Consider the following 25864-nt stretch of genomic DNA (forward strand, 5'->3'; position numbering starts at 1 on the left):
CCCTCAAAATTCAACACTTCCAAAAATGGACGAAGAAATTCAGTTTTACCTTGATGAACTGGTAGAGTCGATGGGCAAGGCTTTGGCCCACGTGAACGTGGAAATGAGTCGCATCCGGGCCGGCAAGGCCTCCCCGGCCATGCTCGACGGCATTCGGGTGGACTATTATGGTACCCCGACGCCCATTGGTCAGATTGCGAACATCTCGACTCCTGACGCCCGCTCGCTGTTCATCAAGCCTTGGGAAAAGAACATGATTGCTGAGGTAACCAAGGCCATTCGCAACAGCGACCTAGGCTTGAGCCCGGTGTCGGATGCGGAAGGCGTGCGTCTCAACATCCCCGCCATGACTGAGGAGCGCCGCCGCGACCTCGTGAAACAAGCTAAAAACGAGGGCGAAGCCGGCAAGGTGCGCGTGCGTGGCATCCGCAAGGATGTGAACGAGGCGTTGCGCAAGCTGCTGAAGGAGGGCGCTTCGGAAGATGCGGTGAAGTCGGCGGAGGAGAAGGTGCAGAAAACGACCGATAGCTACATCGCGGAAGTTGAAAAGGTCCTCAGCAAAAAGGAATCGGAGATTATGACCATCTGATTTGGTCGTTTTTCGGATGCAAAAAAGCCCGGCGATTACTCGTCGGGCTTTTTTGGTGGGTATTGTTTCCCGTAGCGTTTGCAAGGGTTTACGCAGGGGGCGCAGTGCTGTCTTGCTTCAGCAATTCTGCTTCGACGGCGGCGGGCACCAAGTAGCGGATGCTACGGCCGGCACGCAGGCTTTCGCGGACGTAGGTCGCGGATATGTCAAGCAGAGGAGCAGATATAACCTGCACGCGCGGGAATGTGCTTAGGTCGGAAATTTCAGTGCCGGGACGCGGGTACACGTAGATGTCGACCTCGGCCAACAGGCGCGGCGCTTCCTGCCAGCGCGGCAGGCCGGGCAGGTTGTCGGAACCCATGAGGAGCACGAAATCGTGCGCGGGGTAGCGCTGACGTAAAGCGTCGAGGGTGGCAATGGTGTAGCTGGGACGCGGCAGGCCGAACTCGATGGGCTCGGCGCGCAGGCGCGGGTTGCCGGCAATGGCCAGTTCAACCAAGCGCAGACGCTCGGCTTCGGGCCGGAGGTCGGCGGCTTGCTTGAAGGGGTTGTGGGGCGTGACAACGAGCCAGACTTCGGCTAGGTCGGTGCGCGTGGCGAAGTGCTCGGCCAGGATGAGGTGGCCGATGTGTACGGGGTTGAACGAGCCGAAGAGCAGGCCGATGCGCCGGCTCATACCACGGCCGGCTCGGCGCTGATGAAGTCGCGCACGAGCTTCTCGGCGTGGGCGCTGGCTTCGTCGAGGTCGTCGTTGACAACGGTTACGTCGAACCGGTCTTCAAACGCCAACTCAAACTTGGCCTTGTACACCCGCGAAGAGATGCTGGATTGCGAATCGGTGGCGCGGGCTTGCAGGCGCTGTTCCAGGACTTCAATAGACGGCGGGCGGACGAAAATGGCCAGCGCACGGTCCTTGTAGAAGTCCTTGATGCTGAGGCCACCTTTCACGTCCACGTCGAGGATGGCGTGCTTGCCGCTGTCCCAGATGCGTTCGATTTCCGACTTGAGCGTGCCGTAGAAAGCACCCTCGTAGACTTCCTCCCATTCCACAAATTCGTCGTGACGAATCTTGTCCTGGAATTCATCAGCCGTGATGAAATAGTAGTCCTTGCCGTTCTCCTCGGCCCGGCCGCGACGGTCGCGGGTGCAGGCCGAAATGGAAAAGCTCAGCTCCGGCACCCGTTCCATGAGCCGGTGCACAATGGTGGTTTTGCCCGCGCCCGAAGGCGCCGAAAACACAATGATTTTGCCTTGCATCACGCAAAGCTAAGCCGCCGAACCCGGTATTAGGCCATTACGGCACCTACACGGGCCAAAATGGAGCTGTGGAGGGTGGCGGGCGTCGACGGGGAGGACACGCGCTGCTTCAGGAAAGAGATGAAGATGCGCTGCTTCTCGATGTCGTCGAAGCAAGGCGAGCAGTCGTTGGCGTGGTCGATGAGGTAATCCTCTTCTTCCATGGTCAGGGGCTGGCCTTCGATGAATTGGTCAAGTACAGTATTCACGCGTTCACAGTCGGGGCCGTTGTCGGGGGTAGCAGCAACGGGGGCCGACGTATTGGTTTTAGTAGTAGCAGCTGGGGTCATAATTGAAAATGCCGGGAAAGAAGTGAACGCCAATGGGATGCGACCTAGGTACCGACTAGATGCGCTTGTCGGGAGGGTTAATTATTTTCGGGGTCGGTTAGTTCCGTTTCGTCGTCAATAGCGTCATTGCCATATCCCATTGATTGGGCGTATTTCTCCAGCTTATCCTTGAGGAAATTGCGGGCCCGGTGCAGGCGCGAACGCACGGTACCAATCGGAATATCAAGCACTTTGGCCATTTCCTCGTAGGTAAATCCTTCCAGGTCGCAGAGAATGATGACGGTGCGAAAATCGACCGGCAAAGAATTTAGTGCGCTGGCCACTTCGTCGCCAATGAGGTCGCGGGCCGACTGCTGGCGCATGTCAGACGATGAGGCGCCTACTTCGCCCTCGGCCTCCACGTCGTCGGGGTTGTAATAGCCCTCAATCTCGCTGTAATCGACCTTGGCGGGCTGCTTGCTCTTCTTGCGGAAGTCGTTGATGAACGAATTCTTCAGGATGCGGAAAAGCCACGCCTTGGCGTTGGTGCCGGGCTCGAAGTACTCGAAAAAGCGGTACGCCTTGAGGTAGGTTTCCTGCACGAGGTCGTTGGCATCGTCCTCGTCGAGGGTGAGCCGGTAGGCAAAGTTGTAGAGCGGGTCGAGCACGGGCATGAGCTCGGCCTGGAAGCGGCGGTCTTTTTCCTCTTTGCTCAGTTTAACCCGTTCGGGAGAATCGCTCATACAGGTGGGCGGGGGAAATTGCAGGTTGAAACCTACGAAGGAATAGGGAATTAGGAAAAAAATCGGCAGAATTAACAACTCGTGAAAGCGGGTGGCCAGGTTGCTTTCTGCCGGCGCGAAGCTACCCAGCAAAGCGCGTTTCAAGGCATTAAAAACACCTAAAAACGCACTGCCGACGGGCCAGGCGCAGCCCGATGTACGCAGGGCAACGCCCGCTAGGTTGCGTAACGGCCGTTAACTAACAAACCAAGTAGTCGAATTGGCCGGAATATGTTTAGCAGAGCCCGGCTTTTATCCCACAGACAAGGGTTGCCAAGCCGCTACCTGCGCTGCCACGGCCGCCGCCTCAATGGCCCGGATGCAGGTGCAGGCGGCGGGCTGCTGGCGGCAGTCCTCGCAGTTAGGCTTGTCGAACACCATAAACTTGGCGTGCGGACCTAGCGGGGCCCAGCGGCCGGGGTGCATGGGCCGGATAGGCGGGTAAAGACCCAGCGCGTGGCGGCCCAGTGCGGCAGCCAGGTGCAGCGGGCCGGTGCTGCCGGCCACGAGGCCATCGGCGGCGGCGATGAAGGCCATGAACTGCGGCAGGCTGAGTTGGCCGGTGAGGTCGGCGGCGAGGAAGGCGGCATTTTGCTTGAGCCAATCAGCAAGCTCCTCCCCTTCTGCCGCCGTACCGGTGACAAAAACGCGGTGGCCGGCCTGGTGCAGCAGACGGGCGAGCTGGCCGAAATTATCGAGGCCCCACTCGCGGGCGCTGCCGCGGCTGCGTGGGTGCAGGATGACGTTGAGCTGACCAGGCTGGCGCTGCTGAAGCAGTAGTTGCCACTGCCCCGCCAGCGGCTCGGTGGCTTGCAGGCGCACCAATTTGGCTATTTCGGACAGTGGCGGGGGTACAGGCTGCCAATCCGGTTCTGCAATGGAAGAATTACCCCACGAAAAGATGCTCTGCTTGAAGTTCGATTTCCATTGACCTCGTTGTTCTTCTACATCTAAAGGCAGCACTAGCAGCATATTGAGTTGTGCTTCGTGGTAAGAAGAATTACGCCGGCTTAAGCTCACTAGCCGGTTACAAGTGAACCAATGAAACCAACGGTTGCGCGTACCAATGCTTCGCCACATGCCGGCTTTAGAAGCCAGCCTGGCAAGTTTGCGGTTAGGAAAAACGTGCAGAATAGCACTTGCATTCCACGCTTGAATAGAGGCTATCTGATAATCCTTGGAGTGCTGCTCTAACTCGTCGTAATTGATAAAATCATCGACCCACGGGCAGGCGGCGGCCACGGGCGCAGTATAGGTGCGACCAATGAGCACCACCCGGCAGCCTGGAAACAATTGTTTCAGCCGGCCACACACCGGTAGAGTCAATACTACGTCGCCGATGGCATCGGTGCGGGAGACGAGGAAGGTACGGAGCGTTACGGGGCTCATGCTTCGGCGCTTTCGGTGCGGGTTTTCAGCTTGGCAAATTTCAGGAACACGCCCCAGGCTGAGATGCCGGCGATGCACAGCCCAGCGAAGCCATCGAGCAAACCCAGCCGGAAAAAGTAGCCGTGCACAAATTTCCAGAGCGGCTTGAGCAGCAGGTGAAACAGACCCACGTTGGTTTTGCCGCGCAAGGCCAGCTCTTGGGCCGTGATGCTGGTGAACTTGTTGAGCTGGCTGACGTGCTGGGCAATGCTGTGGTAGCTGTAGTGCAGGGCGTGGCCAGCGAGCGGGCCGGTGGTCTGGCCGGCATCGGCCTCGAATTTCTCGTGCAGGAGCAGCCCAGTCCAGCGGCCCAGGCGGCGGTCGTAGAGGCGCAGCTTGCGGTCGGGGTACCAGCCGCCGTGGCGCACCCAGTGGCCGCAGTAGTTGGTGAGGCGGGCGAGGCTATAGGCGGCGTGCTGCCAGTTTTGCTTGGCCGCGCGGATGGACTGGCGCAGCTCCTCGGTCAGCACCTCGTCGGCGTCGAGCTGGAGGACATGGTCGAACCGGGCTTGGCTGGTGGCGTAGTTTTTCTGCTCCACGTAGCCGGCAAAGGCGTGCTGGATGACGCGGGCACCGTGCTGCCGGCAGAGGTCCACGGTGGCGTCGGTGGAGAAGGAATCGACCACCAGCACATCGTCGGCCACGTCGCCCAGCGCTTCTAGGCAACGGACGATGTTGGCTTCTTCGTTAAAAGTGATGATGACGACGGAAAGCGGGACGGGCATGGGCGGGCAAAGGTAAGCGGAGGCCGAATGCGGGGCGACGGCCATCTTTAACGACAGCAAGCGCTCTATCTCTTCAGATTTCATGGATTTTGACCCCAATGGCCATCACGTATACCGCATCGAGCGGGGCTGGCGCGTGTTTTTCTACGTTTTGGTGCCTCCGTTGCTCTTGTTGCTGGTTGGCATGCCGGTGTGGGAATGGCAACGGCATACGGGACGTCTGCTGGCTTGGCTGGCTTATTCAGCCATGCCGTTGGGCTTTGCAGCTTTCTTCCTCTACGGTCTAGCTGAAATCATCAAAAGCCGCACTGTAATTGCCAATGGCGTCATTACCCAAGCTGGCGCACTGAGCACAACCAGCCTGCAGCTCGTGGAAATCAGAGGCTTTCAGGTTGACAGAAACTACTTGCGATTTATTCCGACGGATAAGCGTAAGCGTCCAGTTAAAATCAGTTTGCTGACGGAGCATGTAGGTGAAATAATAGCGTGGGCCAACGACTATTATCCCAGCTTAAACCGTGAAAATAAAAAGACCGCCGCAGCATCTCCGGTGCAAGAAGCCCTTGTGCCAGCGCCTTTTGCCGAGCTGTCCGGCTCGGGTCGCAAACTGGCCGAAGCACAACAGACGGCCCGGCTGTTAAATTGGTGTAGCTGGCTGACCGTCCCTTGGCTTCTTTTCTACCCCGAACCTTACACGCTGGCTATTTCGGCAGGGTTGCTGCTACCCCTGGCGGCCATTGCCGCACAGTGGCTTTACCCGGGTATGTTGAGGGCCGATGAACCGGATGCCGCGCCCGCTCCGTCATTGGGTGTAAGCCTGTCAATTCCCAGTATTGGCTTGTTTGTCCGGATGCTGTTAGATGCGGAGCTGGTTAGCACTGCAACCATTCAGACGTGGGCATACCCGGCAGGAGGTGGCTTTGCCTTGCTCTTACTGGCCGGAGGTTGGAAGCAATTGTTTGGTAAAAACGGAAACGGCGGCCCGATTATCATCATTCTCATAGCGGCGGTGCTGTACGGCTACAGTGCCCCGGTGGCTTATAACGTGGCCTTCGATACCGGCCGGCCGGCTGACTACCGGCCTGTCCTGCTGCGGAAGTACATCAACGACGACGAACTACCCGGCTTCAGCGCGGTAGTGGAGCCGTGGGGGCCTTTCTCCGACTCAACCACGGTGCACGTGAGCAAGGCTTATTACCACCGGTTGCGGCCCGGCAACCGCTTGCGGGTGCGCCTCATGCCGGGCGCGTTGGGCATTCCGTGGTTTAAGGTGCAAGAGTAGGGACCGCACCGCTTGAATGGGTATACGCAGCCCCGTACTATGTTTTTCCGTATGGCAAGCCGCACTCCGTGCGTAACTTGCGCCCGCATTCGTTTTCCCCTACAATGAAAAAAACGCTCCTCCCCGGCCTGCTGGCCGCTGCCCTGCTGTCGTTCACGCTGCCGTCCTGCGGTCCTTCGGCCACGGAGGGTGACGACGATATCGCCACCGCCACGCTGCCGCCCCTGCCCGCCGCGCCCGACACCACCAAGGGTGCCAAGCAAGCCGAGCAGTTCCGCGAGCTGAACGCCGTGAACGCCACCGAAGACATCAAAAAAATGCAGCCCCAGATGTAATCTGGCTCTTGGCCGCTACGTAATGAGCAATGAATAATGCCGGCTTCGGCGTTTTTCATTGCTCATTTTTGTTGCCGGATATTTCCCTATTCCCCTTTGCCCCACATCCCTTGGCTACTGACACTTACACCATCCGCCGCGGCGTCGAAGCCGATTTGCCCCAGGTACTGGGCCTGATTCATGAGTTGGCGCTATACGAGCGCGCGCCGGAGGCCGTGACCAACACGCTGACGGCCATGCAGCGCGATGGCTTTGGCCCGGCGCCCATTTTCGGATTTTTCGTGCTTGAAAACGAGACGGCCGAGATTATCGGCCTCGCCCTGTTCTACACCGCTTATTCGACCTGGAAGGGCCGAATGCTTTACCTGGAAGACTTAGTGGTGACGGAAGCGGCGCGGCGCGGCGGCTTGGGCCGGCTGCTCTTCGATGCCGTGGTGGCCGAGGCCCGCGCTACCGGCGCCGTGCGCCTGAAGTGGCAGGTGCTGAACTGGAACGAGCCCGCCATTGCCTTCTACCAGAAGCTGGGCGCTACCATCGAGAGCGAGTGGTTTAATGGCAACCTCGACGAGGCGCAGCTTGCCAGCTACGCCGTAGCGCCAGCGGCTTCGGTGGCAGTGGCTGCTAAATAGGTCGGAGCCAAATTCTGAGGGCCTTCGAAACAAAAAGCCCGTTGTGCATCACAGCACGACGGGCTTTTCTACGTTTAATCCCAGCCAGAAAATCAGTACCGCATAAACTTGCGGTTGCCGGTTTTCCCTTGCGCATCTTGCCAGCGCAAGATGTAGAAACCCGGAATGAGACTGGCAATGCTGAAGGGCACCACGTTCAGGCCGGCAGAAAGGGTGACGGAGCTGGTGCTCAGACGGCGGCCCAGCCGGTCGTAGATGCGGAAGATGACCGTGCCATCGGCGGCGGTGGGGTATTGCAGGCGCAGCACATCGCCCGTCACCGGATTGGGGAAAATGGAAACCGCCACGCTGGCTCCTTCGGTGGTGACGAGGGCGGGCGCCGCGTTGTCGAGCGAGCCGTTGGGGCGCAGCAGGCGCAGGCGGTAGTAGTGTAGGCCGCCGGGCGTTTGCGCGTCCAGGTACTGGTACTGGGCCGCGGGCGGGCGGGTAGTCACGGTGGCCAGGCGCGTCCAGGCAGTGGTGTCGCCGCCGAGGCTGCGTTCCACCACGAAGCTGCTCAGGAAACATTCATCGCGGGTGGCCCAGGTGAGGGTGGTGCCCGTGCCGGCGGCGTACTGCGCCCCAAAACCGGTGAGTGGTGCCGGCAGCAGGGCCGGGCCGCCGCAGCCCAGTAGAAGGAAGCTACGCCCCCGCAGCACCTGGCGGCCACCGGCCACGTCGCTGTTGGCGTTGAGGGCCCGGGTGTTTTGGCCGCGGGCCACGGCGTAGTGCATCACGGCCCCGGGCAGGATGAGGTGGGTGAGCTGCTGGGCATGCCCCAACTCGTGCACGGCCACGGATTCAAAATCAATCTGTCCCAGCGAACCAATAGCCGGCGCGGGTCCAAACTGGAAGTTGGCCCCGTCATCAAACTGCATGTCGATTTCCTTCACCCAAAACACCACCTCGCCGCTGGGCGCGTAGCAGCCGCGGTAGTAGCTGGTGGTGCGGCCCAGCACCTGGGCCGGCAGTTCGTTGCCGGCGTCGAAGGCCACCACGTTCTGGCCGTCTTCGGCGATGACGTTGCTGGGGTTGGCGGCGGCCACGTCCCAGTTCATGCCCGTTTGGCAGCGCCAGGTGGCCAGGGCCCGCTGCCAGGCTGCCGCGGCGCCGGCCGCGAAACCAGGCCCAAACCGGAAGCTGATGCCGCCGGTGGCATTGAGCGCAATGTGGTTGGGGCGTTGCAGAATGGTGCCGTCGGTGTTTTCCACGTTGGTGAGGGCGTAGATGACGGTAACGGCGCTGGCGCTTTCCACCACCGACTGGTCTGAGGTGGTGACGCGGACGGTGCCTGAGCCGGCCGGGTGGCCGTTGCTGGCGGGCGAGCCGCCGTTGGCGGCCGACGGCACCCGCACTTCAATGCGGTTATTGGTCCAGCGGAGGTAGTCGGCATCGCGGGCCTTGACGCGGGTGCTGCCGCCGTCGTCGGCGTTACGAAAGTCGACGAAGCCCGTGCCCCGGCTGTTGCCAAACCCGTCGCCGGTGATGGTAAGCACCGCGCCGGTGCCGGCGGGCAGGGTTTGGGGCGAGAAGCTGCTGATGGTGGGGGCCATGTTGCGCCGGCTGGGCGTGGCCGCGGGCACTAGCGCCGTATTCGCTTGCAAGAGCTGGCGGGGCTGGCCGGTCAGGCTGCTTATGCCTTTGAAAAAAGACGCGTCCAGGGCCGCATAAGTGCGGAATGGCTCGGCGGCAGTACGCTCGGTTGGGTTGAATTCGATGAAGCCCTGCTGGCTGGCGTAGGGCGTGTAGGCATTGGCGCCGGCAGGCAGCCCCGGCCAAGGCGTATGGGTCAGGAAAAAGACGCCTTGCTGGCCGGGGGCCAGCTGCAGGGTGTTGGTGAGGACCTGCTGGTCGAGCCCGAGCCGGCCGCCTTCGGTGACGAGCACGAGGCCGGTGGTGTCGGTCACCTGGCCTTTCAGCAGCGAAAAGACGCGCAGCCGGTGCCGTGTGAACAGGCGCGTGTGGCCGGCGTTCCAGAAGCCTTGGGCATCGAGCACCTGGGCTTCGACCACCAGCGCCGCCTGCCGGGCGCGCCGGGCCGGGTCGACGGGCTGCATGAGGCAGTGCAGCTCCGGCGCGGGCGTCTGGGCGCGGACGCCTGAGCTTCCAACTGCCAGCAGCGTCAGCACACCTGCCGTCCGGCCACTCAAAACGCGAAGAAATGGTATCGAAAACGGCATAAGCAAAATAGAGTCAATGCAGCCCAAGATACGGAAAACCGGGTGCTGCCGGCTTCATGGCACCGTTTTCTGAGAAGCGCAGGCTACTGCCCTTGCGGCGCCGGCTGTGGCTGCCAGGAGGGCGCCCCCCCGGCCACCACGGGCCAGCCGTTGGCGTAAGTGAGGCGGTCGAGGATGAGCACGCGGCGGGCGTAGCCTTCCGAGTCGTCGATGGCGTCGAAGGTGGGCTGGCGCGGGTCGATGGCGTGGCAGGCCAGCCAGTCGTGGCCGGCGGCGTCGGTTACCACGCAGTTGTGGCCGGGCGCGCGCCAGTGGTCGTTGGCCGCCAGCAGGGCTGCGTGGGGGTTGCCGGTGGCTGCGGCGTAGGTTTCGAAGGGGCCGGTGGCGTGGCGGGCGCGGGCCACCAATACGGCGTAGTGGGCATGCGGCCCACAGCAATTATCGCCCGAGAAAAACAAGTAATACCAGCCCTCATGGTAATGCACCCAGGCGCCTTCCACGAGGCGGTGGTAGTCGTCGGGGTCGTCGGTGCCGCTGGGGAATATTACGGCCTGTGCCTCGCTACCGGGCGCGAAGCTGAGCCGGTCTTCGGCCAGCTCGCGCACCCAGATGGGCCCGAAGCCCGAGCCCCAGTACAAGAGCCGCTGCCCGGTGGCGGGGTCGTCGTAGGCCATGGGGTCGATGCAGGTGAAGCCGGGGCCCGGCAGCAGCGGCTGGCCGCAGTCGCGGAAGGGGCCGGCGGGCGCGTCGGCTACGGCTACGGCCAGGCTGAAGAAGTCGGCGCCATCGGGCCGGGTGGAGTAGTAGAGGTAGTAGTGGCCACCGTGCTCGCTCACGTGCGGGGCCCATATTTTCTGGCTTTGCTGGCCCCAGACAGGCTTTTCGGGCAGGCCCTCACCGAGGTATTCCCAGTTAACTAAATCCCGGGACCGGGCCACCTGCAGGTTGATAATGACGCCCGCGCGCTTGGTTTGAGTGCCGTAGGCGTAGTACCAGCCATCGGCAGCACGGATGAGGGTGGGGTCCGGAAAGTTGTCGTCGATGATGGGATTCTGGTACATGCGGGGTCTTAAGAGTACAAGACTGCTATCGATGACATCTTTTTGGCACAAGCGAGGCTTCGGCAGTACAAGAGCATCATGCAAACTTTAATCAACCTACATGCCCGGCTTGCTTTGCCGCTGCAAATTAGGCTACTAATTCACCCTTGCAACACCCGCACGGGCTGTTGCTGCAACCAGACGTAGGCCGACGCTACGTCGTCGAAGGTACCGATGTGCGGGCTTTCGACGGCTTGCACAATGGCTTCGGTGGTTTGTCGGGCCACCAGGCTGCGGGGCAGCACCCAGGCAATGCACTGCAGGCCGGCGTTGCGCATTTCTTCTATCCACCACGCGCCCCAGAGCGAGAGCTGCATGGTGGTGCGGCTGATGCTGGAGTTGTCGTTGAGGATTTTAGCGCAGGGGTAGGCCCGCAGGCTGTCGAGCATCAGCAGGCAGCAGGCCTGCGAGCTTTCCTGGTCGTGCTCACCCTTCCAGTCCACGTACAGCCACTGATTGGGAGCGTCGTAGCCGATGAAGATGGCGGGCGTGTCGATGATGACGTGCAACTGCATGAAAACCGGGACAGCAAATCGATGAAGCTTCAAAATTACGGGGCCGCGCCGCTCGGCGCGCAATCCATTGCACGGTTTCGCTTTCAAAAGCGGCGGTGCTCCGTGTTAGCTTTGTGGTTTGGCCCGGTGCGGCGCGCACGGTTTTGCGCCTTGACGGGCTTCTTTTTTTTCTTTTCTCTCTTCTTTATGCTCCGAAAACTTGTTGCCCTGCTGGTCCTTTTTTGCGCGCCCTACAGTCTGCTGGCCTGGGGCGTACTCGGCCACCGGGCCGTGGCGCGCATTGCCGAAAACCACCTCTCATCCACCGCCAAGCGCGAAGTGGCCCGCATTCTGGGGCGCGAAACCATGCCGCTGGTCAGCACCTGGGCCGATGAATTGCGCAACGACCCGCAGTTCAAGGAAACCGCGCCCTGGCACTACGTGAACGTGCCCGTGGGCCTCGATTACGCCGCCTTCACCGCCCAGCTCAAGGCCACCGTGCAGCCCGCCCCGGCCCTGCCCACCAACGCCTACGCCGCCCTGCTGCAAGTGCGCCAGGACCTGAAAGACCCCAAGAAAACCGCCGACGAAAAGCGCATTGCCCTCAAATTCCTGATTCACCTGGTGGGCGACGTGCATCAGCCCCTGCACCTGGGCCACCTCGAAGACAAGGGCGGCAACAGCATAATGGTGAGCTGGCGCGGGCGCGACACCAACCTGCACAGCATCTGGGACGGCGACCTGGTGGAATACTCCGGCTTCACCTTCACCGAGATGGCCGCTGCCTACGACCACGCCAGCTCCGCCCAAATCAAGGAGTGGCAGAAAAGCGACCCCACGGCCTGGCTGTTTGAGTCGTACCAGCTGTGCCCGCCGGCCTACGCGGCGGCCAGCACCAACCCCAAGTTTGACTGGCACTTCTACCCCACTTTCGGGCCCACCGTGGAAGACCAGATTCTCAAAGCCGGCATCCGGCTGGCGGGCATGCTAAACGAGGTGTTCGATAAGTAGAAAGCCCTGGCTCAAGGTTGGGTTTGAAGCCCCTTGCAATGCGCTGATGGCATGGCAAGGGGCTTTTTACTGCCCGCCTGCGCAAGCTGCACACTAGCAACATTGGCGTAACATCGTGCGTCCTAGCGGGCAGGCAATTGCCTTTCCATGCTTGCCGCCCTGCTTATGTCTCTTGCTTTGCATCAGTTGCCGGCCTACGTGCCCCACTCCCGCAGCCGCGTGCACGTGGTGGTGGAAACGCCCAAGGGCAGCCGCAACAAATTCGCCTTCGAGCCCGATTTGGGCGTTTTCAAGCTAAAGGGCGCGCTGCCCGAGGGCCACAGCTTTCCGTTCGATTTCGGCTTCGTGCCTTCCACCAAAGCCGCCGATGGCGACCCGCTCGACGTGCTGCTCATTTTGGTGGCGCCCGCGTTTGCTGGCTGCGTGGTGGAGGCCAGCCTCATCGGGGCCTTGGAGGTAGAGCAGCAGGAACCCGACGGCCAGGTGGTGCGCAACGACCGGCTACTGGCTGTGGCCGCCGACTCGCGCGAGCACCACAACCTGCGCGAAATCACGGACCTGCCACGCGAGCAGCTGCACGAAATCGAGCACTTTTTCATTTCCTACAACGCCGTGAAGGGCCAGGAACTGAAGGTTCTGCGGCGCGTGGGGGCCGCGGCGGCCCACGCGCTGCTGGCTGAGGCCGCCGCGGCCCTCCCCTAGCGCCATGGAAGAGCTGCTGGACACCCTGTTTGGCTCCGACGCCGACTCGCACACCATCACCGCCCTGCAAATGACGGTGCGGGCGGTGCTGGTCTTTTTTGCCGCGCTGGCGCTGCTGCGGCTTTCGGGCAAGCGCACGTTCGGTGGCAATACGGCTTTCGACATGGTGGTAAAAATCATGCTGGGGGCCGTGCTGAGCCGGGCCGTGGTGGCGGCCTCACCGTTTGGGGGCACGCTGCTGGCCGGACTGGTGCTGGTGGGCCTGCACCGGCTGCTGGCCTGGGCCTCGTTCCGCAGCGAGGCCGTGAGCCGCCTCGTGAAGGGCGACGCCGTGCTGCTGGCCGAGCACGGCCAGCCCCGCCCCGAAACCCTGGCCCAGCACAACCTCACCCAAAACGACCTGCTCGAAGGCATCCGCGACAGCGGCAAGGTGGCCGCGTTGGCCGACACCGAAGCGGTGCGCCTGGAGCGCAACGGCAGCATCAGCGTGGTGAAGAAGCACGGCTAGCCGGCCTGAACGAGTACCCCGAAGCTCCGCCTCGCTCGCGTTAAAATCGTTCGGCTGAACCGAAGCAGGGCTTCGGGGTACTCGTTCAGGCGGGTAGCTCGGGCGCGCCCTGCCGCTGCAGCCAGACAAACGCCGAGGCCAGGTCGTCGAACGTGCACACGATGGGGGCCTCGATTTCGAGCACCACGCCTTCGGTGGTTTGCCGCGAGTTGAGCTGCCGGGGCATCACCCAGGCCAGGTAGCGCAGGCCGGCGGCGTGCATGTGGGCCACCCACTCCAGGCTGCGGGCCGAGAGTTGCATGGTGGTACGGGTGATGTTGGAGTTGTCGTTCAGAATTTTGGCGCAGGGAAACCCCTGCAGGGTTTCCAGCATCAGCCCACAGGCCGCCCACGAGGAATCGGCGTCGTGCTCGCCCTTCCAGTCCACGTAGAGCCACTGGTTGTCCTCGTCGTAGCCAACGGAAATGCCAGGGGTATCAACGATGGGACGCAGCTGCATGCAAGGGGGTAGAAGCTCGGCCAGGCGCGCCTGGTAGTTGGGGTTGCTGAAGTTATCAAAATTACGCTGCCGCTTTCTATCCAGTGAACCGGTTGCGGGCCCCCTTCCACCCCGAATGCAACACGGACCCAAAATTCTAAAATCGCAAAGTGTTGGTTTTCGTGCTGTTTCCGGCTGCCTGCCTTCAGCGCAGGAAAGGGCGCAGCTAAACATTGCCTCTGGCTATTATCAGTGGCTCTTTGCAAGTTATTTAATGCTGTCTTTGCTGAAAGCCCGCCAAATTTATTTACCTTTCCCTGAAATTAACAGCACTATACCTAGAGTATTCCTGCCCACAACGGTTCTATTTATGCTCCTGCCTGCTTATATGGTGACTCCGGTTTTCAGCATTTCCGACTACGCGAAAGCCATTGCGTTCTACATCGGCTGGTTGGGTTTTCGCATCGACTGGGAGGAAGTGCGCAACAAGCAGCCGGTGTACGTGCAGGTGTCGCGCGGCGAGGTCATCCTTCACCTCAACGCCTTGCCCGACAACGTGCCCGCCGGCGCCAAGGCCCGGGCCGAGATGCAGGGGCTCCTCGCTTTCCACCACCAGCTCGCAAGAAAAAACCAGGACGTCCGCCCCGCCCTCGTGCCGGCCTACTGGAACAGCCAGGTGCTGGAGATGGAAGTCGTCGACCCATTCGGCAACCGCATCGTGTTCTGCGAATTCGCCGCGCTGCCGGCGTAAACACGTATGCAAGAGGCCCTCATGCAGTGCGCTGCATGAGGGCCTCTTAGGCTTTGCACCTGTGAAACACGCCTATTTCTTCACGGCCTTAGGCACGGCGGGCTTCGCAGCCGGCACCCATTTCTTCGCTGCCTTAGGTGCGGCGGGCGCAACGGGCGCAGCAGCAGCAAGCGCCGGCACCAGGCTGTTGAGGTAGTTTTCGAGGTTGGTGTAGCCGTTCGGGGCGCGCAGGGCGCGGTCGGCAGCGTTCTGGGGGTTGAGGCCGTAGGCTTTTTCCCAAGTGTCGGGCATGCCGTCGTGGTCGGCATCGGCCGGGGCGGGAGCCGACTTCAGCGCGGGCCAGGCACGCTGGCTCAGACTGTAGGGCGTGCCGTGGGGGTAGTGGCCCTGCACATCGATGAGGGTGCCGGTGCCGGTGCGCACCTCCCGCACAATGCGCTGGTCCAGGGTGTCGCGCACGGGGCGGGTGGCACCGGCGCCACGTAGCACGGCTTCATAGGCCGCTTTGGCCGGTTGCAGCGTGAAGGGGCCCAGGGCAAACGGCGTGGTCACTTTCGACTGCACGGTGTCGGCCGCGGTGCCACCGTTCATCACCACGCCGCTCCAGTTGTGGGCCGTCACCGCGGGGGCGCCGTCCACGTAGTTGCCGGCCAGGTAGAACTTGCCGTAGGGAAGGCGGCCTTTTTCCTTTTCGATTTTATAAGGGTTCAGCAGCTGGGCGCGGGTTTTGAGGCTGGTGCTGGGGCCGGGCTTGTAGTAGTTGCCCACGATATTGTAGTTGCCGCCCTCGCCGGCGTACACGTTGTTGGTGCCCCAGTCGTAGATGACGTTGTTGCGGAAATCGCAGTTTTCGAAGCCGGCCGGGTGGGTGTAGCGGCTGCCGTTGAAGCGCGGCGTGCGGTTGTTGCAGTGGGCAAACAGGTTGTGGTGGAACGAGGCGTGCTGCCCGCCCCAGATGCCGCCGAAACCGTGCCGCTCAAAGTCCTTGTCGCCGGTTTCGTAGTGGTAGGAGTAGTTCAGCGGCTCGGCAATGAGGTTCCACTGCAGGGTGGTGCTGTCGCCCTCGTACACCGAAAACGCCTCGTCGGTGCTCCAGCTCATCGAGCAATGGTCGACCACGAGGTGGTTGTTGCGGGTGCCGCCAAAGGCATCGTCGCCGCCCCCGCCGTTCACGAAGCCCTTGTTCTGGTTTTTATCGCCCATCCGAAAGCGGATGAAGCGCACGATGACGTTGTTGGCCTTCACCGATACCGGGTAGTCGGCCAGACAGATGCCCTCGCCGGGCGCCGTTTGGCCGGCGAGGGTGGTGTTGGCCTTGCTAATGGTGAGCGGCGAGGCCAGGTGAATGGTGCCCGACACCCGAAACACGATGGTGCGGGCCGGGGCCTTGTCGGCGCTCAGTTGCAGGGCGTGGCGCAGGCTGCCGGGCTTGCCGTCATCGAGCAGGTTGGTCACTTCGAGCACCGTGGTGGGCACGGCCGCCGTGCCCCGCCCGCCGGTGGTGAAACGCCCCGCGCCCTCGGCCCCGGGGAAGGCCAGCAGGCCCTGCGCCCAGGCCGGCCCAGCAGCCAGCAGGCCTACACTTATGGCGCCTGCGACACATCGAATTGATACTCCTGAAAAATAATCTTTGAAAAAGAATAGCATGTAATCGATTTTAAGTTGCAACTTAGAGGTTCGGTTCTGAAATTACCGTGAACATGGCCCGGGTCAGCGCACAGAAACCGCGCCAGCCTAACGCCATCGATTGCGTGACTTCCGAGCCTGTCAGGCAACTTCTCGTATGAAGTTGCGTGTTAGAAGATTACCCCGCCCGTGCCTTCATGGGCCATTCTCGGACCTCGTCCTTCATCTGTTCGCTATGCGCTTTACTTTCCTCTTTTTCGCCCTAGCAACCATTTGTGGCACCCATTCGGCGGTGGCTCAGCAAGCCGATTCGCGGACGCCGGCGGCGGGCAACAGCCAGGAGCGCATTGCCCTTTCGGCCCGGCCCGAGCGCGCGGCCCCGGCCCGCCCGCGTCTGGCTTGCGCGCCGCTCATGGGCACCGTATACGACCCCAACGGCAAGCCGCTGGTGGGCGCCACGCTGCTCATCAAAGGCACCCACGACATCTACGTGACGGATTCGGAAGGCCGCTTCCAGCTCACGGACCCCGTGTACGAGGGCCAGATTCTGGACGTGCAGGCTGCGGGCTACTCTCTCATCGAAGTGCCGCTCGACGACTGCACCCTGCCGCGCCTGGTGCTGGCGCCCATGCCTACGGCCAAGTTCAAGCAGCGCGGCAAGAAGGAGGGCCAGGTTATTCGCCTCAACCACCGCAGCACCAACCTGCGTTAAGCATTCGAAGAAAAACCGAAGACGCGCCGGGCGCCAGCGGCTGGAGTAACCCGAAAATTTCGGTTGCCCCAGCCGCTGGCGCCCGGCGCCGCATTTGCGGCGTGCGCCAAAAAGAAACCGCCTGGCCGGCAGACCAGCGCAGCGGATTGTTGGTGCGCAATGCCGGGTTGCGTGCGACCTTCGCGCGGCAATGAAAACACACCTTTCTCGCTTTTCCCGGCCGTTTGCCCGCTTGCTGCGACTGGCGGGTCTGCTCGTTTTTACCGGCCTGCCGGGCCTCGCCCTCGCCCAAACGCCCAACGCTGCGCTCTCCAAAGTGTGGGTGCCCGACCTGGGCAACGGCCGCTACCAGAACCCGGTGCTCAACGCCGACTACTCCGACCCCGACGTGGTGCGAGTTGGCAGCGACTTCTACCTGACTTCCTCCAGCTTCAACGCCGTGCCGGGCCTGCAGATTCTGCACTCCAAGGATTTGGTGAACTGGACCATTCTCGGGAGTGTGTTCAAGGAACAGCCACCCCTGGCGCGCTACCGCGAGCCTCAGCACGGCAACGGCGTGTGGGCACCGGCCATTCGTTACCACAACCAGGAGTTCTACATCTACTACCCCGACCCGGACCTGGGCATTTTCGTCACGAAAGCGAAGAACCCGGCCGGGCCGTGGTCGGCGCCGGTGTGCGTGAAAGAAGCCAAAGGCTGGATTGACCCCTGCCCGCTGTGGGATGCGGATGGCAAGGCCTACTTGGTGCACGGATTTGCGGGCTCGCGGGCGGGCATCAAAACCATTCTGGCGGTGAGCCCGATGAGTGCCGACGGTCAGCGCCTGCTCGGCGACGACGTGCTGGTGTTCGACGGGCACGCCGGGCACCCTACGCTGGAAGGACCGAAGTTTTACAAGCGCAACGGATACTACTACATCTTCGCGCCGGCCGGGGGCGTGCCCACGGGCTGGCAGCTGGTGCTGCGCTCCCGCAGCGTGTATGGGCCTTATGAGGAGAAGATTGTGATGGACCAGGGCAAAACGCCCATCAACGGCCCGCACCAGGGCGCCTGGGTAGACACCGACACGGGCGAGGACTGGTTTCTGCACTTTCAGGACCGGGGCGCCTACGGGCGCGTGGTGCACCTGCAGCCCATGGTGTGGAAAAACGACTGGCCCGTCATCGGCGAAGACCCCGACGGCGATGGCAAAGGTCAGCCGGTGCTCTCCTACCGCAAGCCGCGCATCAAAAGCCCCGCCCAGCCGCTGGCCACGCCGCCCACGTCCGACGAGTTTGGCCGCGTGACCCTGGGCCGGCAGTGGCAGTGGCACGCTAACCCGCAGGACTACTGGGCCTACCTGAACCCCGCGGCCGGCGTCCTGCGCCTGTATTCGGTGCCGCTGCCCGAGGGCTATAAGAACCTCTGGCAGGTGCCCAACCTGCTCATGCAAAAGCTACCGGCCGAGGTATTCACCGTGACCACCAAGCTCACATTCAGCCCGCGGGTGGACGGCGAGAAAGTGGCGCTGCTGCTGATGGGGCTCGATTATGCCTACCTTGCGCTCAGCAACCAGGGCGGCAAGCTGCAGCTCATCCAGAGCGTGTGCAAGGACGCCGACAAGGGCACGGCCGAAACCAGCACGCCCGCCGTGGAGGTGCCCGCGGGCCGCGCCGGCCAGCCCATCTACCTGCGCGTGGCCGTGAAAGCCGGCGCCAAATGCCAGTTCAGCTACAGCTTCGACAACCAGACCTTTCAGCCACTGGGGGCCGAGTTTCAGGCCCGCGAGGGCAAATGGATTGGCGCCAAAGTGGGCTTATTCTGCTCTCGCACGGCTAAATTCAACGATTCTGGCAACGCGGACGTGGATTGGTTTCATATAGATTAAATTTTATATTCTACCAACAGTCCATTCGTCTGCTGTAACCTCGCCCCGTTCATTTTCCTGCAAATGCCCGTCGACTTATATCACAATCCGCTCACGGAAATCCTGTTTGAGCAGGCCAAAGACTTTGTGGGGCTGTATGACGTGGAGGACCGGTGGTTTAAGCGGGTGAACGAGGCGGGCTACCGCCTGCTGGGCTACCCCTCGGCCCAGGCCCTCTACGACGACCCGCGCCGCACCCTGCGCGGCCAGCGCATGAGCCCGGAAGAATGGGCCGAGCTAAGCGACCGGGTGCTGCGCGATGGCCACTACACGTTCGAAACCGAGCTGCGGCGGCAGTCGGGCGACCAGTTTTGGGCTTCAATTGAGCTGACCAACCTAGCGGTGGAAGGCCGCCGCTACTTCGTCATCCGCCTCACCGACACCGACCGCCTGCACACGGCCGAGCGCCGCTTGGCCATGAGCCTGGGCCGTTTCGAGGCCGTGGTGAGCCACGCCACCATCGGCATCATCATGTGCAACCGGGCCGGCCGCATCGTGCTGGCCAACGGCAAGGCCCACGCCCTGTTTGGCTACGACGACCAAACCTTGCTGAGCCACGGCATTGAGGACCTGGTGCCCACCGCCGTGAGCGGCTACCACGAGCGGCTGCGCACGTCCTTCAACGCCCGCCCCGAGGTGCGCAGCATGGGCCACAACCGCGACCTGATGGCCCGCCGCCGCGACGGCACGGAGTTTCCGGTGGAAGTGAGCCTGAGCTATTTCCACCTCGAAGAAGAGCTGTTCGTGGTGTCGTACGTCATCGACATCACCTTCAAGAAAGAGGCCGAGCGCGAGTTGCTGGCCCACCACCAGCGCGTGGCCGCCCTCAACGCCGAGCTGGAGCAGAAGGTGGCCGACCGCACCCAGGCCCTGGAAAATACCCTGGCCCAGCTGGAGCTGCGCAGCCAGGAGCTGAGCCAGGCCCTGGCCGCCGAGCAGGAGCTGGGCGAACTGAAGTCGCGCTTCGTGAGCATGGCCTCGCACGAGTTTCGCACCCCGCTCACGGGCGTGCTCACCTCGGCTGCCCTCATTGAGAAGTACACCACCACTGAGCAGCAGGACAAGCGCCAGCGCCACCTAGCGCGCATCCGCACCTCGGTGAAGCACCTGACCGACATTCTGGAGGAATTTCTGTCGGTGGGCAAGATTGAGGAAGGCCGGCTGGAGGCCCACCCCACGCGGGTAGAGTTGCCCGTGCTGCTGCACGAAGCCCTGGCCGACACCGAAGGCCTGCGCAAGCCCGGCCAGCACCTGCGCGAGGAGTTCGGCGGGCCGCTCGAACCGCTGTGGACCGACGCCTCGCTGCTGCGCAAGGTGCTGGTGAACCTGCTCAGCAACGCGTTTAAGTACTCGCCCGAGCAAGTGCCCGTGACGGTGCGCGCCGCCACCGACAGCGGCTGGCTCACGCTCAGTGTGCAGGACCAGGGCCTGGGCATTGCCCGCGAAGACCAGGAGCATTTGTTTGAGCGTTTTTTTCGGGCGCGCAACGCGGCCAACCTGCCCGGCACCGGCCTGGGCTTGTACATTGTGGCCCGCTACCTGGACCTACTGGGCGGCACCGTTCGGCTCGACAGCGAGCTGGGCCGGGGCACCACCGTCACCCTTACCCTTCCCTATGAAGACGATACTGCTCGTTGAAGACAGCGACCTGATTCGCGAAAACACGGCCGAGATTCTGGAGCTGGCCGGCTACGCGGTGATTACGGCCGAGAACGGTAAAATTGGCGTGGAGAAAGCCCTTATCACCAAGCCCGACCTGGTGGTGTGCGACATCATGATGCCCGTGCTGGATGGCTACGGCGTGCTGCACATCTTCAGCCAGAACCCGCAGCTGGCCGGCGTGCCCTTCATCTTCCTCACCGCCAAAACCGAGCGCGCTGACCTGCGCCGCGGCATGGAACTCGGCGCCGACGACTACCTCACCAAGCCCTTCGAGGAAACCGAGCTGCTTAGCGCCATCCATAGCCGGTTGGCGCGCTTCGGCCAGCTCCGGCCCGAATATGACTTGCAGGCCCCCGGCGGCCTGGGCCAGTTTCTGGACGATGCCAGCGCCGTGGGCCACCTCTCCGGCCTCACCGCCGACCGCAAGCCCCACGCCCTGCGCAAAAAGCAGGAGCTGTACGCCGAGGGCGACGAGGCCACGCGCCTGTACTTCGTGCAAAGCGGGCGGGTGAAAACCGTGCGCCGCACGTCTGGCGGCAAGGAGTTGATTACGGGCGTGTACGGCCCGGGCGAGTTCCTGGGCTACCTGCCGCTGCTGGAGCAGCGCCCGCACGCCGACTCGGCCGTGGTGCTCGATGATGCGGTGCTGCTCTACATTCCGCAGGAAGACTTTACCCAGCTGCTGCACCGCCACCCGGCCGTGGGTCAGCAGTTTGTGCGCCTGCTGGCCGGCCGCGTAAACGAGCGTGAGCAGCAGCTCCTGGGCATGGCCTACGACTCGCTGCGCCGCCGCGTGGCCACCACCTTGCTGCGCCTGCACGAGCAAGCGCCCGACGCGGCCATTCAGCTCTCGCGCGACGACCTAGCCGCCGTGGTGGGCATCGCGCCCGAGTCCCTGATTCGGACGCTGAGCGAGTTCAAGCACGACGGGCTGATTGAGCAGACGGCCCACGGCATCCGGGTGGTGCAGCCTGATAAATTGCGGCAGCCCAACTGGTAGCAAAAGCGACGAGAGAAACCTGGGCCGCTACAGCACCGTGAGGGAATTGCGCCCGCGCAGCCGTGCTTCAAACACCTGGGCAATGGCACGGCCGCGCAGCTTGGCCTCTTCGGCGGTGGGGCCGGCAAACAAGTCGTCGACGGTGGCGCAGAACAAGGCCACCCAGCGCTGAAAGTGCGTGGCATCGATGGGCAGCGGCACGTGCTTGGGGAAGGGGCGGCCGTGGTAGCGGCTGGTGCCCAGCAGCAGGCCGCTCCAGAAATCGTACATGTTGGGCAGGTGGTGGGACCAGTCTACCTGCGCGAAACCGTTGAAAATGGAGTCGAGCAGGGGGTCTTCGTTGACGCGGGCGTAGAACGTATCAACGAGCAGGCGCACGTCGGCTTCGGTGGTGATATCGGGGCGGGGAGTTGTCATAACAAGGTTTTGAAAAGCGGCGGGCATTAAGCCAACTGGCGCGGGGGAACCGCTGAAACGGTTGCTGCCTGCGGTGCCCGCGTGCCCCATTGGTAGGCCCAGCTGCCGGCCAGCAGCAAGGTAATGAGCTTCACTACTTCGAGGCCGATGTAGGTTTTGTGCAGGTTGCTGGGCAGGGGCGGGTGGCCGGCCAGCAGCGCGGTGGCACGCAGGTCGAGGGCCGGCAGCAGCCACAGGGTTTGGAGCAGAAGCACAACGCTGAGCAGCGCGAGGGCCGTCCAGATATTGGCGGGGGCCCAGCGCACGGTGGCGCTGAGCAGGGCGGCGGCGCACAGGGCCAGTTCCAGCTTATTGAGGGCCGCAAAGACGATGCGGCCAATGCCCAGCCCCAGTGGCACGGTGATGTGCGGCGCGGTGAACTTCAGCGGGGCTTCGAGGAAGGAAATGCCCGCCACCAGGCCCGCCCACACAAACAGCGACAGCACCAGCAGCAAAGAACCAGCAGGACGGACAGGAGACATACAATAGCAAAAAATGAAAAGCCCGACTACTGCGCTGGCCTTTCAACGACGAAAAGATGCTACAAAATTGAACCCGCGTCGGTGCCCCGGGCCTGAAAAGAATCAGCCAATGGCCTGACGTTCGTCAGCCTGACCGCGCGTCGGGGGCCGGAGCTTTGGGGTAGCATTATCCTTGCTTGCCCGTGCCCAATGTCGCCCCCGCTCCTGCCGAAACCCGCACCCACACCGCCTGCGCCCACTGCGGCGACGCCTGCCCCGACGAGCCCATCCGGCTAGCCCAAGAGCCGGCGCTAAGTTTCTGCTGCCAGGGCTGCCGGGCGGTGTACGAGCTGCTGGCGGCCCGCAACCTGTGCACCTACTACCGCCTCGATGAGCGCCCTGGCCAGAAGGTGAAGCCCGTGGAGCTGCCCGGCCGCTTCGACTACCTGGACCTGGAATCGATGCAAAGCCAGCTGCTGGAGTTTCGCTCGCCCACGCTCGCGCGCCTCACCTTCAGCATCCCGCAGATGCACTGCGCCTCCTGCATCTGGCTACTCGAAAACCTGTTTAAGCTCAATGCCGGCATCACCGCGTCGCGGGTCAATTTCCTGCGCAAAGAGCTTACGGTGAGCTACCAGCCGGACGTCACTTCGCTCAAAGAAGTGGTGACGCTGCTGGCTTCCATTGGCTACGAGCCGCAGATTACGCTGGCCGAGCTGGGCGCCCAGCCCCACCACGCCAACCGCACGCTCTATTACCAGCTGGGCGTGGCGGCCTTCGCCTTCGGCAACGTGATGCTGCTGGCGCTGCCCGAGTATTTTTCCTTCACGGCGCAGCTGCAGGCCGCGTTCGGGCAGTTTTTTGGCTGGCTGAGTTTGCTGCTGGCTTTGCCCGTGCTGCTGGTGAGCGCGCGCGGCTTCTACCGCTCGGCCTGGCAGGGACTGCGGCAGCGCTACATCAACCTCGATTTTCCCATCAGCCTGGGCCTCACGGCCCTGTTCGTGACCAGCGTTTTTGAAATAACGACGCACCGCGGGCCCGGCTATTTCGATTCCTTCACGGGGCTGGTGTTTTTCATGCTCATGGGCAAATGGGTGCAGCAGCGCAGCTACGACGCCCTGCGCTTCGACCGCGACTTCACCTCCTACTTCCCCGTGGCCGCCACCCGCCTCACGCCCAGCGGCGAGGAGGCCGTGCCGGTGCGGGAGCTGCGCGCGGGCCAGCGCATTCGGGTGCGGCACCAGGAAATCATTCCGGCCGATGTGGTGCTGTTGCGCGGCCAGGGCCTGATTGACTACAGCTTTGTATCGGGCGAAAGTGAGCCCGTGGCCAAAGTGCCCGGCGACACGCTGTATGCCGGCGGCCGCCAGGTGGGCGAGGCCGTGGAGCTGGAAGTCGTGCGCGAGGTGTCGCAGGGCTACCTCACCCAGCTCTGGAACAACCCCGCCTTCCAGAAAGCCGATACGGCCACGCTGGAAACCTACGCCAACAAAGTAGGCCGCTACTTCGTGGCCCTCACGCTGCTGCTGGCGCTGGGCGCGGCGGCCTACTGGTACCCCAGCAGCCCGGCCATGGCCTTGCGGGCCTGCACCTCGGTGCTGGTGATTGCCTGCCCTTGCGCGCTGTCGCTGGCCACGCCGTTTGCGCTGGGCGCCGCGCTGCGGGTGCTGGGCCGCCACAAGCTCTACCTGAAAAACAGCGCCGTGGTCGAAACCCTGGGCCGCGCCGATACCCTAGTCTTCGACAAAACCGGCACGCTCACCGATGTGAAACGCTCGGCTGTGGAATACGAAGGACCGGCGCTCAGCCTGGCACAGCAACAGGCCGTGGCCGCCGTGGTGCGCCAGTCTACCCACCCGCTCAGCCAGCGCCTGGCCGCCGAGCTGCCGGCCGTGTCGCTGGATGTGAATGACTTTATCGAAGTGCCCGGCGCGGGCGTGCGCGGCACTGTGAGCGGCGTGGGTGCGCGCGTGGGCTCAGCCTCGTTTGTAGGTCAGGCCGCCCCTTCCGCCGAGGCCGATGTGCGCCAGTCCCGCGTCTACATCAGCTTCGGCGGTGGCCTGAGCGGCTGCTTCACCTTTCGCAACGTGTACCGCGAGGGCTTGCGCGAGGTGCTGACTGAGTTGAGCAAAACCTACCGCCTGACCGTACTCTCGGGCGACAACGAAACCGAGCGTGCCCGCCTGCGCGAGCTGTTTGGCCCGCAGGCCGAGCTGCACTTCCACCAAACCCCGCAGCAGAAGCTCGACTACGTGGCCCAACTCCGGCAGCAGGGCCGCCGCGTGGTGATGGTGGGCGACGGCCTGAACGACGCCGGCGCCCTGCAGCAAGCCGACGCCGGCCTGGCCCTCACCGACACGCTCACCAACTTCTCCCCTGCCTGCGATGGCATCCTCGAAGCCGGCAGCTTTGGCCGGCTGCCCACCGTGCTGGGCTTCGCACAGGACTGCCTGCACATCGTGCTGGCCACATTCGTGCTGTCGTTTTGCTACAACGGCATCGGCCTGGGGCTGGCGGTGCAGGGCCGGTTCACGCCTATTATTTCGGCCATTCTCATGCCCATCAGCTCGCTCAGCGTGATGGTGTTTGCCACGCTGCTGGTGAAGCTGGCCGCCTGGCGGCGCGGGCTGTAACTATTGCCTCACTACACCAATCCCCACCATGTCAATCATATTCCTCCTCATCGGCATCAGCTTGTGCGTGGCACTGGCGTTTTTGGGTGCCTTTCTGTGGGCCGTGCGCTCGGGGCAGTACGAAGACGATTACACACCCTCGGTACGGATGCTGTTTGAAGACGAGGCCGTGCCTGATGAGAAGTAGCTAAAGCGGCCTGCGGTATCTTGACGGCATTTTCAAGCTTAATTGCAGCCAAGCAGCATGGAAGGATTTACGTGCTCGAAATGCGGAGAATTTCATGCGGAGTTTCCGATGTGCTTCGGAGCAGAGTTTCCGGATTACTATTTCAGCATACCGGTTGAGGAGAGAGAAACCCGAATTGAGCTGACGGAAAGTCTGTGCATTGTTGATGACGCCCATTTTTTCATTCGCGGCCGAATCGAAATACCGGTAATTGATTCCAGCGAAGTGTTTTGCTGGAACGTGTGGACGACGCTGAGCGAAGCAAACTTCTGGCGCACCAATGAAGTGTGGCACGACCCTGAACGGGTGAACGAGCCGGCCTATTTTGGCTGGCTGCAAACCAGCCTCCCGGGTTACCCCGATACGCTGAACCTGAAAACGCTGGTCCACACACAGCCAGTGGGCAGCATCCCGCGCATTGAAGTAACAGACGAAGGCCACCCGTTGAGCGCTGACCAGCTGAGCGGCATCACCTGGCAGCGTGTGATTGAACTGGTGGAAATAGCCCTGCACGGTACGGCCGCCTGACAACAATCAGGCCCCCGTCTGATTTCGCTCAGTTAGCCCGAAAAGGCCTTGCCGGA

The 25864-nt window shown here is 62.7% G+C and carries 28 protein-coding genes; 15 read left to right on the forward strand and 13 right to left on the reverse strand.

Annotated features, from left to right (window positions below; genetic code table 11):
* Positions 1–25: 25 nt before the first annotated feature.
* Positions 26–589: a ribosome recycling factor gene (gene frr / locus MTP16_RS02400; protein ID WP_243515646.1), complete on the forward strand. Its 564-nt coding sequence runs from the start codon at positions 26–28 to the stop codon at positions 587–589.
* 88 nt (positions 590–677) lie between these two features.
* On the opposite strand, the gene nadD is transcribed toward frr, so the two are convergent.
* From nadD to MTP16_RS02430, 6 genes are all read right to left on the reverse strand, one after another.
* Complete coding sequence (nadD, locus tag MTP16_RS02405) at positions 678–1265, reverse strand: nicotinate (nicotinamide) nucleotide adenylyltransferase (protein WP_243515648.1); 588 nt, start codon at positions 1263–1265, stop codon at positions 678–680.
* On the reverse strand, positions 1262–1846 hold the full coding sequence (gmk, locus tag MTP16_RS02410) for a guanylate kinase (protein WP_243515650.1): 585 nt from the start codon (positions 1844–1846) through the stop codon (positions 1262–1264). The genes nadD and gmk overlap by 4 nt, the downstream gene beginning before the upstream one ends.
* A gap of 29 nt (positions 1847–1875) precedes the next feature.
* Positions 1876–2175: a hypothetical protein gene (locus MTP16_RS02415; RefSeq protein ID WP_243515653.1), complete on the reverse strand. Its 300-nt coding sequence runs from the start codon at positions 2173–2175 to the stop codon at positions 1876–1878.
* A 77-nt stretch (positions 2176–2252) separates the two neighbouring features.
* Positions 2253–2897 (reverse strand): sigma-70 family RNA polymerase sigma factor, encoded by a 645-nt coding sequence (locus tag MTP16_RS02420; RefSeq protein WP_243515655.1) that lies wholly within the window; start codon positions 2895–2897, stop codon positions 2253–2255.
* A 291-nt stretch (positions 2898–3188) separates the two neighbouring features.
* Positions 3189–3758 (reverse strand): glycosyltransferase family 9 protein, encoded by a 570-nt coding sequence (locus MTP16_RS02425; RefSeq protein WP_243515658.1) that lies wholly within the window; start codon positions 3756–3758, stop codon positions 3189–3191.
* Between the two features lie 563 nt (positions 3759–4321).
* Positions 4322–5089 carry a glycosyltransferase family 2 protein gene (locus tag MTP16_RS02430; RefSeq protein WP_243515660.1) on the reverse strand — a complete coding sequence of 256 codons (768 nt, stop codon included), beginning with the start codon at positions 5087–5089 and terminating at the stop codon, positions 4322–4324.
* A gap of 82 nt (positions 5090–5171) precedes the next feature.
* On the opposite strand from MTP16_RS02430, the gene MTP16_RS02435 reads away from it, so the two are divergent.
* The 3 genes from MTP16_RS02435 (at position 5172) to MTP16_RS02445 (ending at position 7335) form a co-directional block, all read left to right on the forward strand.
* Positions 5172–6371, forward strand: a complete 1200-nt coding sequence (locus MTP16_RS02435) for a hypothetical protein (RefSeq protein WP_243515661.1) — start codon at positions 5172–5174, stop codon at positions 6369–6371.
* 104 nt (positions 6372–6475) lie between these two features.
* Positions 6476–6706: a hypothetical protein gene (locus tag MTP16_RS02440; RefSeq protein WP_196285988.1), complete on the forward strand. Its 231-nt coding sequence runs from the start codon at positions 6476–6478 to the stop codon at positions 6704–6706.
* A gap of 110 nt (positions 6707–6816) precedes the next feature.
* Entirely contained in the window at positions 6817–7335 is a 519-nt protein-coding gene (locus tag MTP16_RS02445; protein WP_243515663.1) for a GNAT family N-acetyltransferase, read from the forward strand.
* A gap of 92 nt (positions 7336–7427) precedes the next feature.
* On the opposite strand, the gene MTP16_RS02450 is transcribed toward MTP16_RS02445, so the two are convergent.
* The 3 genes from MTP16_RS02450 to MTP16_RS02460 form a co-directional block, all read right to left on the reverse strand.
* Positions 7428–9524 (reverse strand): IPT/TIG domain-containing protein, encoded by a 2097-nt coding sequence (locus MTP16_RS02450; RefSeq protein WP_243515666.1) that lies wholly within the window; start codon positions 9522–9524, stop codon positions 7428–7430.
* A gap of 113 nt (positions 9525–9637) precedes the next feature.
* A complete protein-coding gene (locus MTP16_RS02455) occupies positions 9638–10615 on the reverse strand; it encodes a glycoside hydrolase family 43 protein (RefSeq protein WP_243515668.1) in 978 nt (325 codons plus the stop codon).
* A 140-nt stretch (positions 10616–10755) separates the two neighbouring features.
* Complete coding sequence (locus MTP16_RS02460) at positions 10756–11169, reverse strand: hypothetical protein (RefSeq protein ID WP_243515669.1); 414 nt, start codon at positions 11167–11169, stop codon at positions 10756–10758.
* Positions 11170–11355: 186 nt separating this feature from the next.
* Between MTP16_RS02460 and MTP16_RS02465 the strand changes: the two genes are divergently transcribed.
* The 3 genes from MTP16_RS02465 to MTP16_RS02475 all read left to right on the forward strand — a co-directional run bounded on the left by MTP16_RS02465 (position 11356) and on the right by MTP16_RS02475 (position 13369).
* The gene (locus MTP16_RS02465) at positions 11356–12159 is read left to right on the forward strand and encodes a S1/P1 nuclease (RefSeq protein ID WP_243515670.1); all 804 of its coding nucleotides are present in this window, start codon (positions 11356–11358) and stop codon (positions 12157–12159) included.
* A gap of 165 nt (positions 12160–12324) precedes the next feature.
* Positions 12325–12861, forward strand: coding sequence for an inorganic diphosphatase (locus MTP16_RS02470; RefSeq protein ID WP_243515671.1), 537 nt, complete (start codon positions 12325–12327; stop codon positions 12859–12861).
* 4 nt (positions 12862–12865) lie between these two features.
* The gene (locus tag MTP16_RS02475) at positions 12866–13369 is read left to right on the forward strand and encodes a DUF421 domain-containing protein (RefSeq protein ID WP_243515672.1); all 504 of its coding nucleotides are present in this window, start codon (positions 12866–12868) and stop codon (positions 13367–13369) included.
* Between the two features lie 85 nt (positions 13370–13454).
* Here MTP16_RS02475 and MTP16_RS02480 read toward each other — a convergent pair whose 3' ends face one another.
* Positions 13455–13868, reverse strand: coding sequence for a hypothetical protein (locus tag MTP16_RS02480; RefSeq protein ID WP_243515673.1), 414 nt, complete (start codon positions 13866–13868; stop codon positions 13455–13457).
* 349 nt (positions 13869–14217) lie between these two features.
* Here MTP16_RS02480 and MTP16_RS02485 point away from each other — a divergent pair, with 349 nt between their 5' ends.
* Positions 14218–14598: a glyoxalase superfamily protein gene (locus tag MTP16_RS02485; protein WP_243515674.1), complete on the forward strand. Its 381-nt coding sequence runs from the start codon at positions 14218–14220 to the stop codon at positions 14596–14598.
* Between the two features lie 72 nt (positions 14599–14670).
* Here MTP16_RS02485 and MTP16_RS02490 read toward each other — a convergent pair whose 3' ends face one another.
* On the reverse strand, positions 14671–16245 hold the full coding sequence (locus MTP16_RS02490; protein WP_243515676.1) for a pectate lyase family protein: 1575 nt from the start codon (positions 16243–16245) through the stop codon (positions 14671–14673).
* A 214-nt stretch (positions 16246–16459) separates the two neighbouring features.
* Here MTP16_RS02490 and MTP16_RS02495 point away from each other — a divergent pair, with 214 nt between their 5' ends.
* The 4 genes from MTP16_RS02495 to MTP16_RS02510 all read left to right on the forward strand — a co-directional run bounded on the left by MTP16_RS02495 (position 16460) and on the right by MTP16_RS02510 (position 21504).
* Complete coding sequence (locus MTP16_RS02495; protein ID WP_243515677.1) at positions 16460–16936, forward strand: carboxypeptidase-like regulatory domain-containing protein; 477 nt, start codon at positions 16460–16462, stop codon at positions 16934–16936.
* A 190-nt stretch (positions 16937–17126) separates the two neighbouring features.
* The gene (locus MTP16_RS02500; RefSeq protein WP_243515679.1) at positions 17127–18803 is read left to right on the forward strand and encodes a glycoside hydrolase family 43 protein; all 1677 of its coding nucleotides are present in this window, start codon (positions 17127–17129) and stop codon (positions 18801–18803) included.
* Between the two features lie 63 nt (positions 18804–18866).
* Positions 18867–20480, forward strand: a complete 1614-nt coding sequence (locus tag MTP16_RS02505) for a sensor histidine kinase (RefSeq protein WP_243515681.1) — start codon at positions 18867–18869, stop codon at positions 20478–20480.
* Positions 20458–21504 (forward strand): response regulator, encoded by a 1047-nt coding sequence (locus tag MTP16_RS02510; protein WP_243515682.1) that lies wholly within the window; start codon positions 20458–20460, stop codon positions 21502–21504. The genes MTP16_RS02505 and MTP16_RS02510 overlap by 23 nt, the downstream gene beginning before the upstream one ends.
* Positions 21505–21531: 27 nt before the next feature.
* Here MTP16_RS02510 and MTP16_RS02515 read toward each other — a convergent pair whose 3' ends face one another.
* Together MTP16_RS02515 and MTP16_RS02520 are read right to left on the reverse strand one after the other, a co-directional pair.
* Positions 21532–21921 (reverse strand): group III truncated hemoglobin, encoded by a 390-nt coding sequence (locus MTP16_RS02515; RefSeq protein WP_243515684.1) that lies wholly within the window; start codon positions 21919–21921, stop codon positions 21532–21534.
* 26 nt (positions 21922–21947) lie between these two features.
* Positions 21948–22442 carry a hypothetical protein gene (locus MTP16_RS02520; RefSeq protein ID WP_243515686.1) on the reverse strand — a complete coding sequence of 165 codons (495 nt, stop codon included), beginning with the start codon at positions 22440–22442 and terminating at the stop codon, positions 21948–21950.
* A 182-nt stretch (positions 22443–22624) separates the two neighbouring features.
* On the opposite strand from MTP16_RS02520, the gene MTP16_RS02525 reads away from it, so the two are divergent.
* Genes MTP16_RS02525 through MTP16_RS02535 form a run of 3 tightly spaced genes read left to right on the forward strand, consistent with a single transcriptional unit; the run spans position 22625 to position 25808 of the window.
* Positions 22625–25054 (forward strand): heavy metal translocating P-type ATPase, encoded by a 2430-nt coding sequence (locus MTP16_RS02525; protein ID WP_243515688.1) that lies wholly within the window; start codon positions 22625–22627, stop codon positions 25052–25054.
* Between the two features lie 28 nt (positions 25055–25082).
* On the forward strand, positions 25083–25241 hold the full coding sequence (gene ccoS / locus MTP16_RS02530; protein WP_243515690.1) for a cbb3-type cytochrome oxidase assembly protein CcoS: 159 nt from the start codon (positions 25083–25085) through the stop codon (positions 25239–25241).
* A 57-nt stretch (positions 25242–25298) separates the two neighbouring features.
* Positions 25299–25808, forward strand: coding sequence for a DUF2199 domain-containing protein (locus MTP16_RS02535; protein ID WP_243515692.1), 510 nt, complete (start codon positions 25299–25301; stop codon positions 25806–25808).
* The last annotated feature ends 56 nt before the right edge of the window (positions 25809–25864 follow it).

Origin of the sequence: Hymenobacter monticola, assembly GCF_022811645.1 — a bacterium.
GTDB classification, from domain to species: domain Bacteria; phylum Bacteroidota; class Bacteroidia; order Cytophagales; family Hymenobacteraceae; genus Hymenobacter; species Hymenobacter monticola.

Bases quoted from the DNA above. Each gene is read 5' to 3' on its own strand.
- frr (WP_243515646.1), top strand. From the start codon at position 26: ATGGACGAAGAAATTCAGTTTTACCTTGATGAACTGGTAGAGTCGATG.
- nadD (WP_243515648.1), bottom strand. From the start codon at position 1,265: ATGAGCCGGCGCATCGGCCTGCTCTTCGGCTCGTTCAACCCCGTACAC.
- gmk (WP_243515650.1), bottom strand. From the start codon at position 1,846: ATGCAAGGCAAAATCATTGTGTTTTCGGCGCCTTCGGGCGCGGGCAAA.
- MTP16_RS02415 (WP_243515653.1), bottom strand. From the start codon at position 2,175: ATGACCCCAGCTGCTACTACTAAAACCAATACGTCGGCCCCCGTTGCT.
- MTP16_RS02420 (WP_243515655.1), bottom strand. From the start codon at position 2,897: ATGAGCGATTCTCCCGAACGGGTTAAACTGAGCAAAGAGGAAAAAGAC.
- MTP16_RS02430 (WP_243515660.1), bottom strand. From the start codon at position 5,089: ATGCCCGTCCCGCTTTCCGTCGTCATCATCACTTTTAACGAAGAAGCC.
- MTP16_RS02435 (WP_243515661.1), top strand. From the start codon at position 5,172: ATGGATTTTGACCCCAATGGCCATCACGTATACCGCATCGAGCGGGGC.
- MTP16_RS02440 (WP_196285988.1), top strand. From the start codon at position 6,476: ATGAAAAAAACGCTCCTCCCCGGCCTGCTGGCCGCTGCCCTGCTGTCG.
- MTP16_RS02455 (WP_243515668.1), bottom strand. From the start codon at position 10,615: ATGTACCAGAATCCCATCATCGACGACAACTTTCCGGACCCCACCCTC.
- MTP16_RS02460 (WP_243515669.1), bottom strand. From the start codon at position 11,169: ATGCAGTTGCACGTCATCATCGACACGCCCGCCATCTTCATCGGCTAC.
- MTP16_RS02465 (WP_243515670.1), top strand. From the start codon at position 11,356: ATGCTCCGAAAACTTGTTGCCCTGCTGGTCCTTTTTTGCGCGCCCTAC.
- MTP16_RS02470 (WP_243515671.1), top strand. From the start codon at position 12,325: ATGTCTCTTGCTTTGCATCAGTTGCCGGCCTACGTGCCCCACTCCCGC.
- MTP16_RS02475 (WP_243515672.1), top strand. From the start codon at position 12,866: ATGGAAGAGCTGCTGGACACCCTGTTTGGCTCCGACGCCGACTCGCAC.
- MTP16_RS02480 (WP_243515673.1), bottom strand. From the start codon at position 13,868: ATGCAGCTGCGTCCCATCGTTGATACCCCTGGCATTTCCGTTGGCTAC.
- MTP16_RS02485 (WP_243515674.1), top strand. From the start codon at position 14,218: ATGCTCCTGCCTGCTTATATGGTGACTCCGGTTTTCAGCATTTCCGAC.
- MTP16_RS02490 (WP_243515676.1), bottom strand. From the start codon at position 16,245: ATGCTATTCTTTTTCAAAGATTATTTTTCAGGAGTATCAATTCGATGT.
- MTP16_RS02495 (WP_243515677.1), top strand. From the start codon at position 16,460: ATGCGCTTTACTTTCCTCTTTTTCGCCCTAGCAACCATTTGTGGCACC.
- MTP16_RS02500 (WP_243515679.1), top strand. From the start codon at position 17,127: ATGAAAACACACCTTTCTCGCTTTTCCCGGCCGTTTGCCCGCTTGCTG.
- MTP16_RS02505 (WP_243515681.1), top strand. From the start codon at position 18,867: ATGCCCGTCGACTTATATCACAATCCGCTCACGGAAATCCTGTTTGAG.
- MTP16_RS02510 (WP_243515682.1), top strand. From the start codon at position 20,458: ATGAAGACGATACTGCTCGTTGAAGACAGCGACCTGATTCGCGAAAAC.
- MTP16_RS02515 (WP_243515684.1), bottom strand. From the start codon at position 21,921: ATGACAACTCCCCGCCCCGATATCACCACCGAAGCCGACGTGCGCCTG.
- MTP16_RS02520 (WP_243515686.1), bottom strand. From the start codon at position 22,442: ATGTCTCCTGTCCGTCCTGCTGGTTCTTTGCTGCTGGTGCTGTCGCTG.
- ccoS (WP_243515690.1), top strand. From the start codon at position 25,083: ATGTCAATCATATTCCTCCTCATCGGCATCAGCTTGTGCGTGGCACTG.
- MTP16_RS02535 (WP_243515692.1), top strand. From the start codon at position 25,299: ATGGAAGGATTTACGTGCTCGAAATGCGGAGAATTTCATGCGGAGTTT.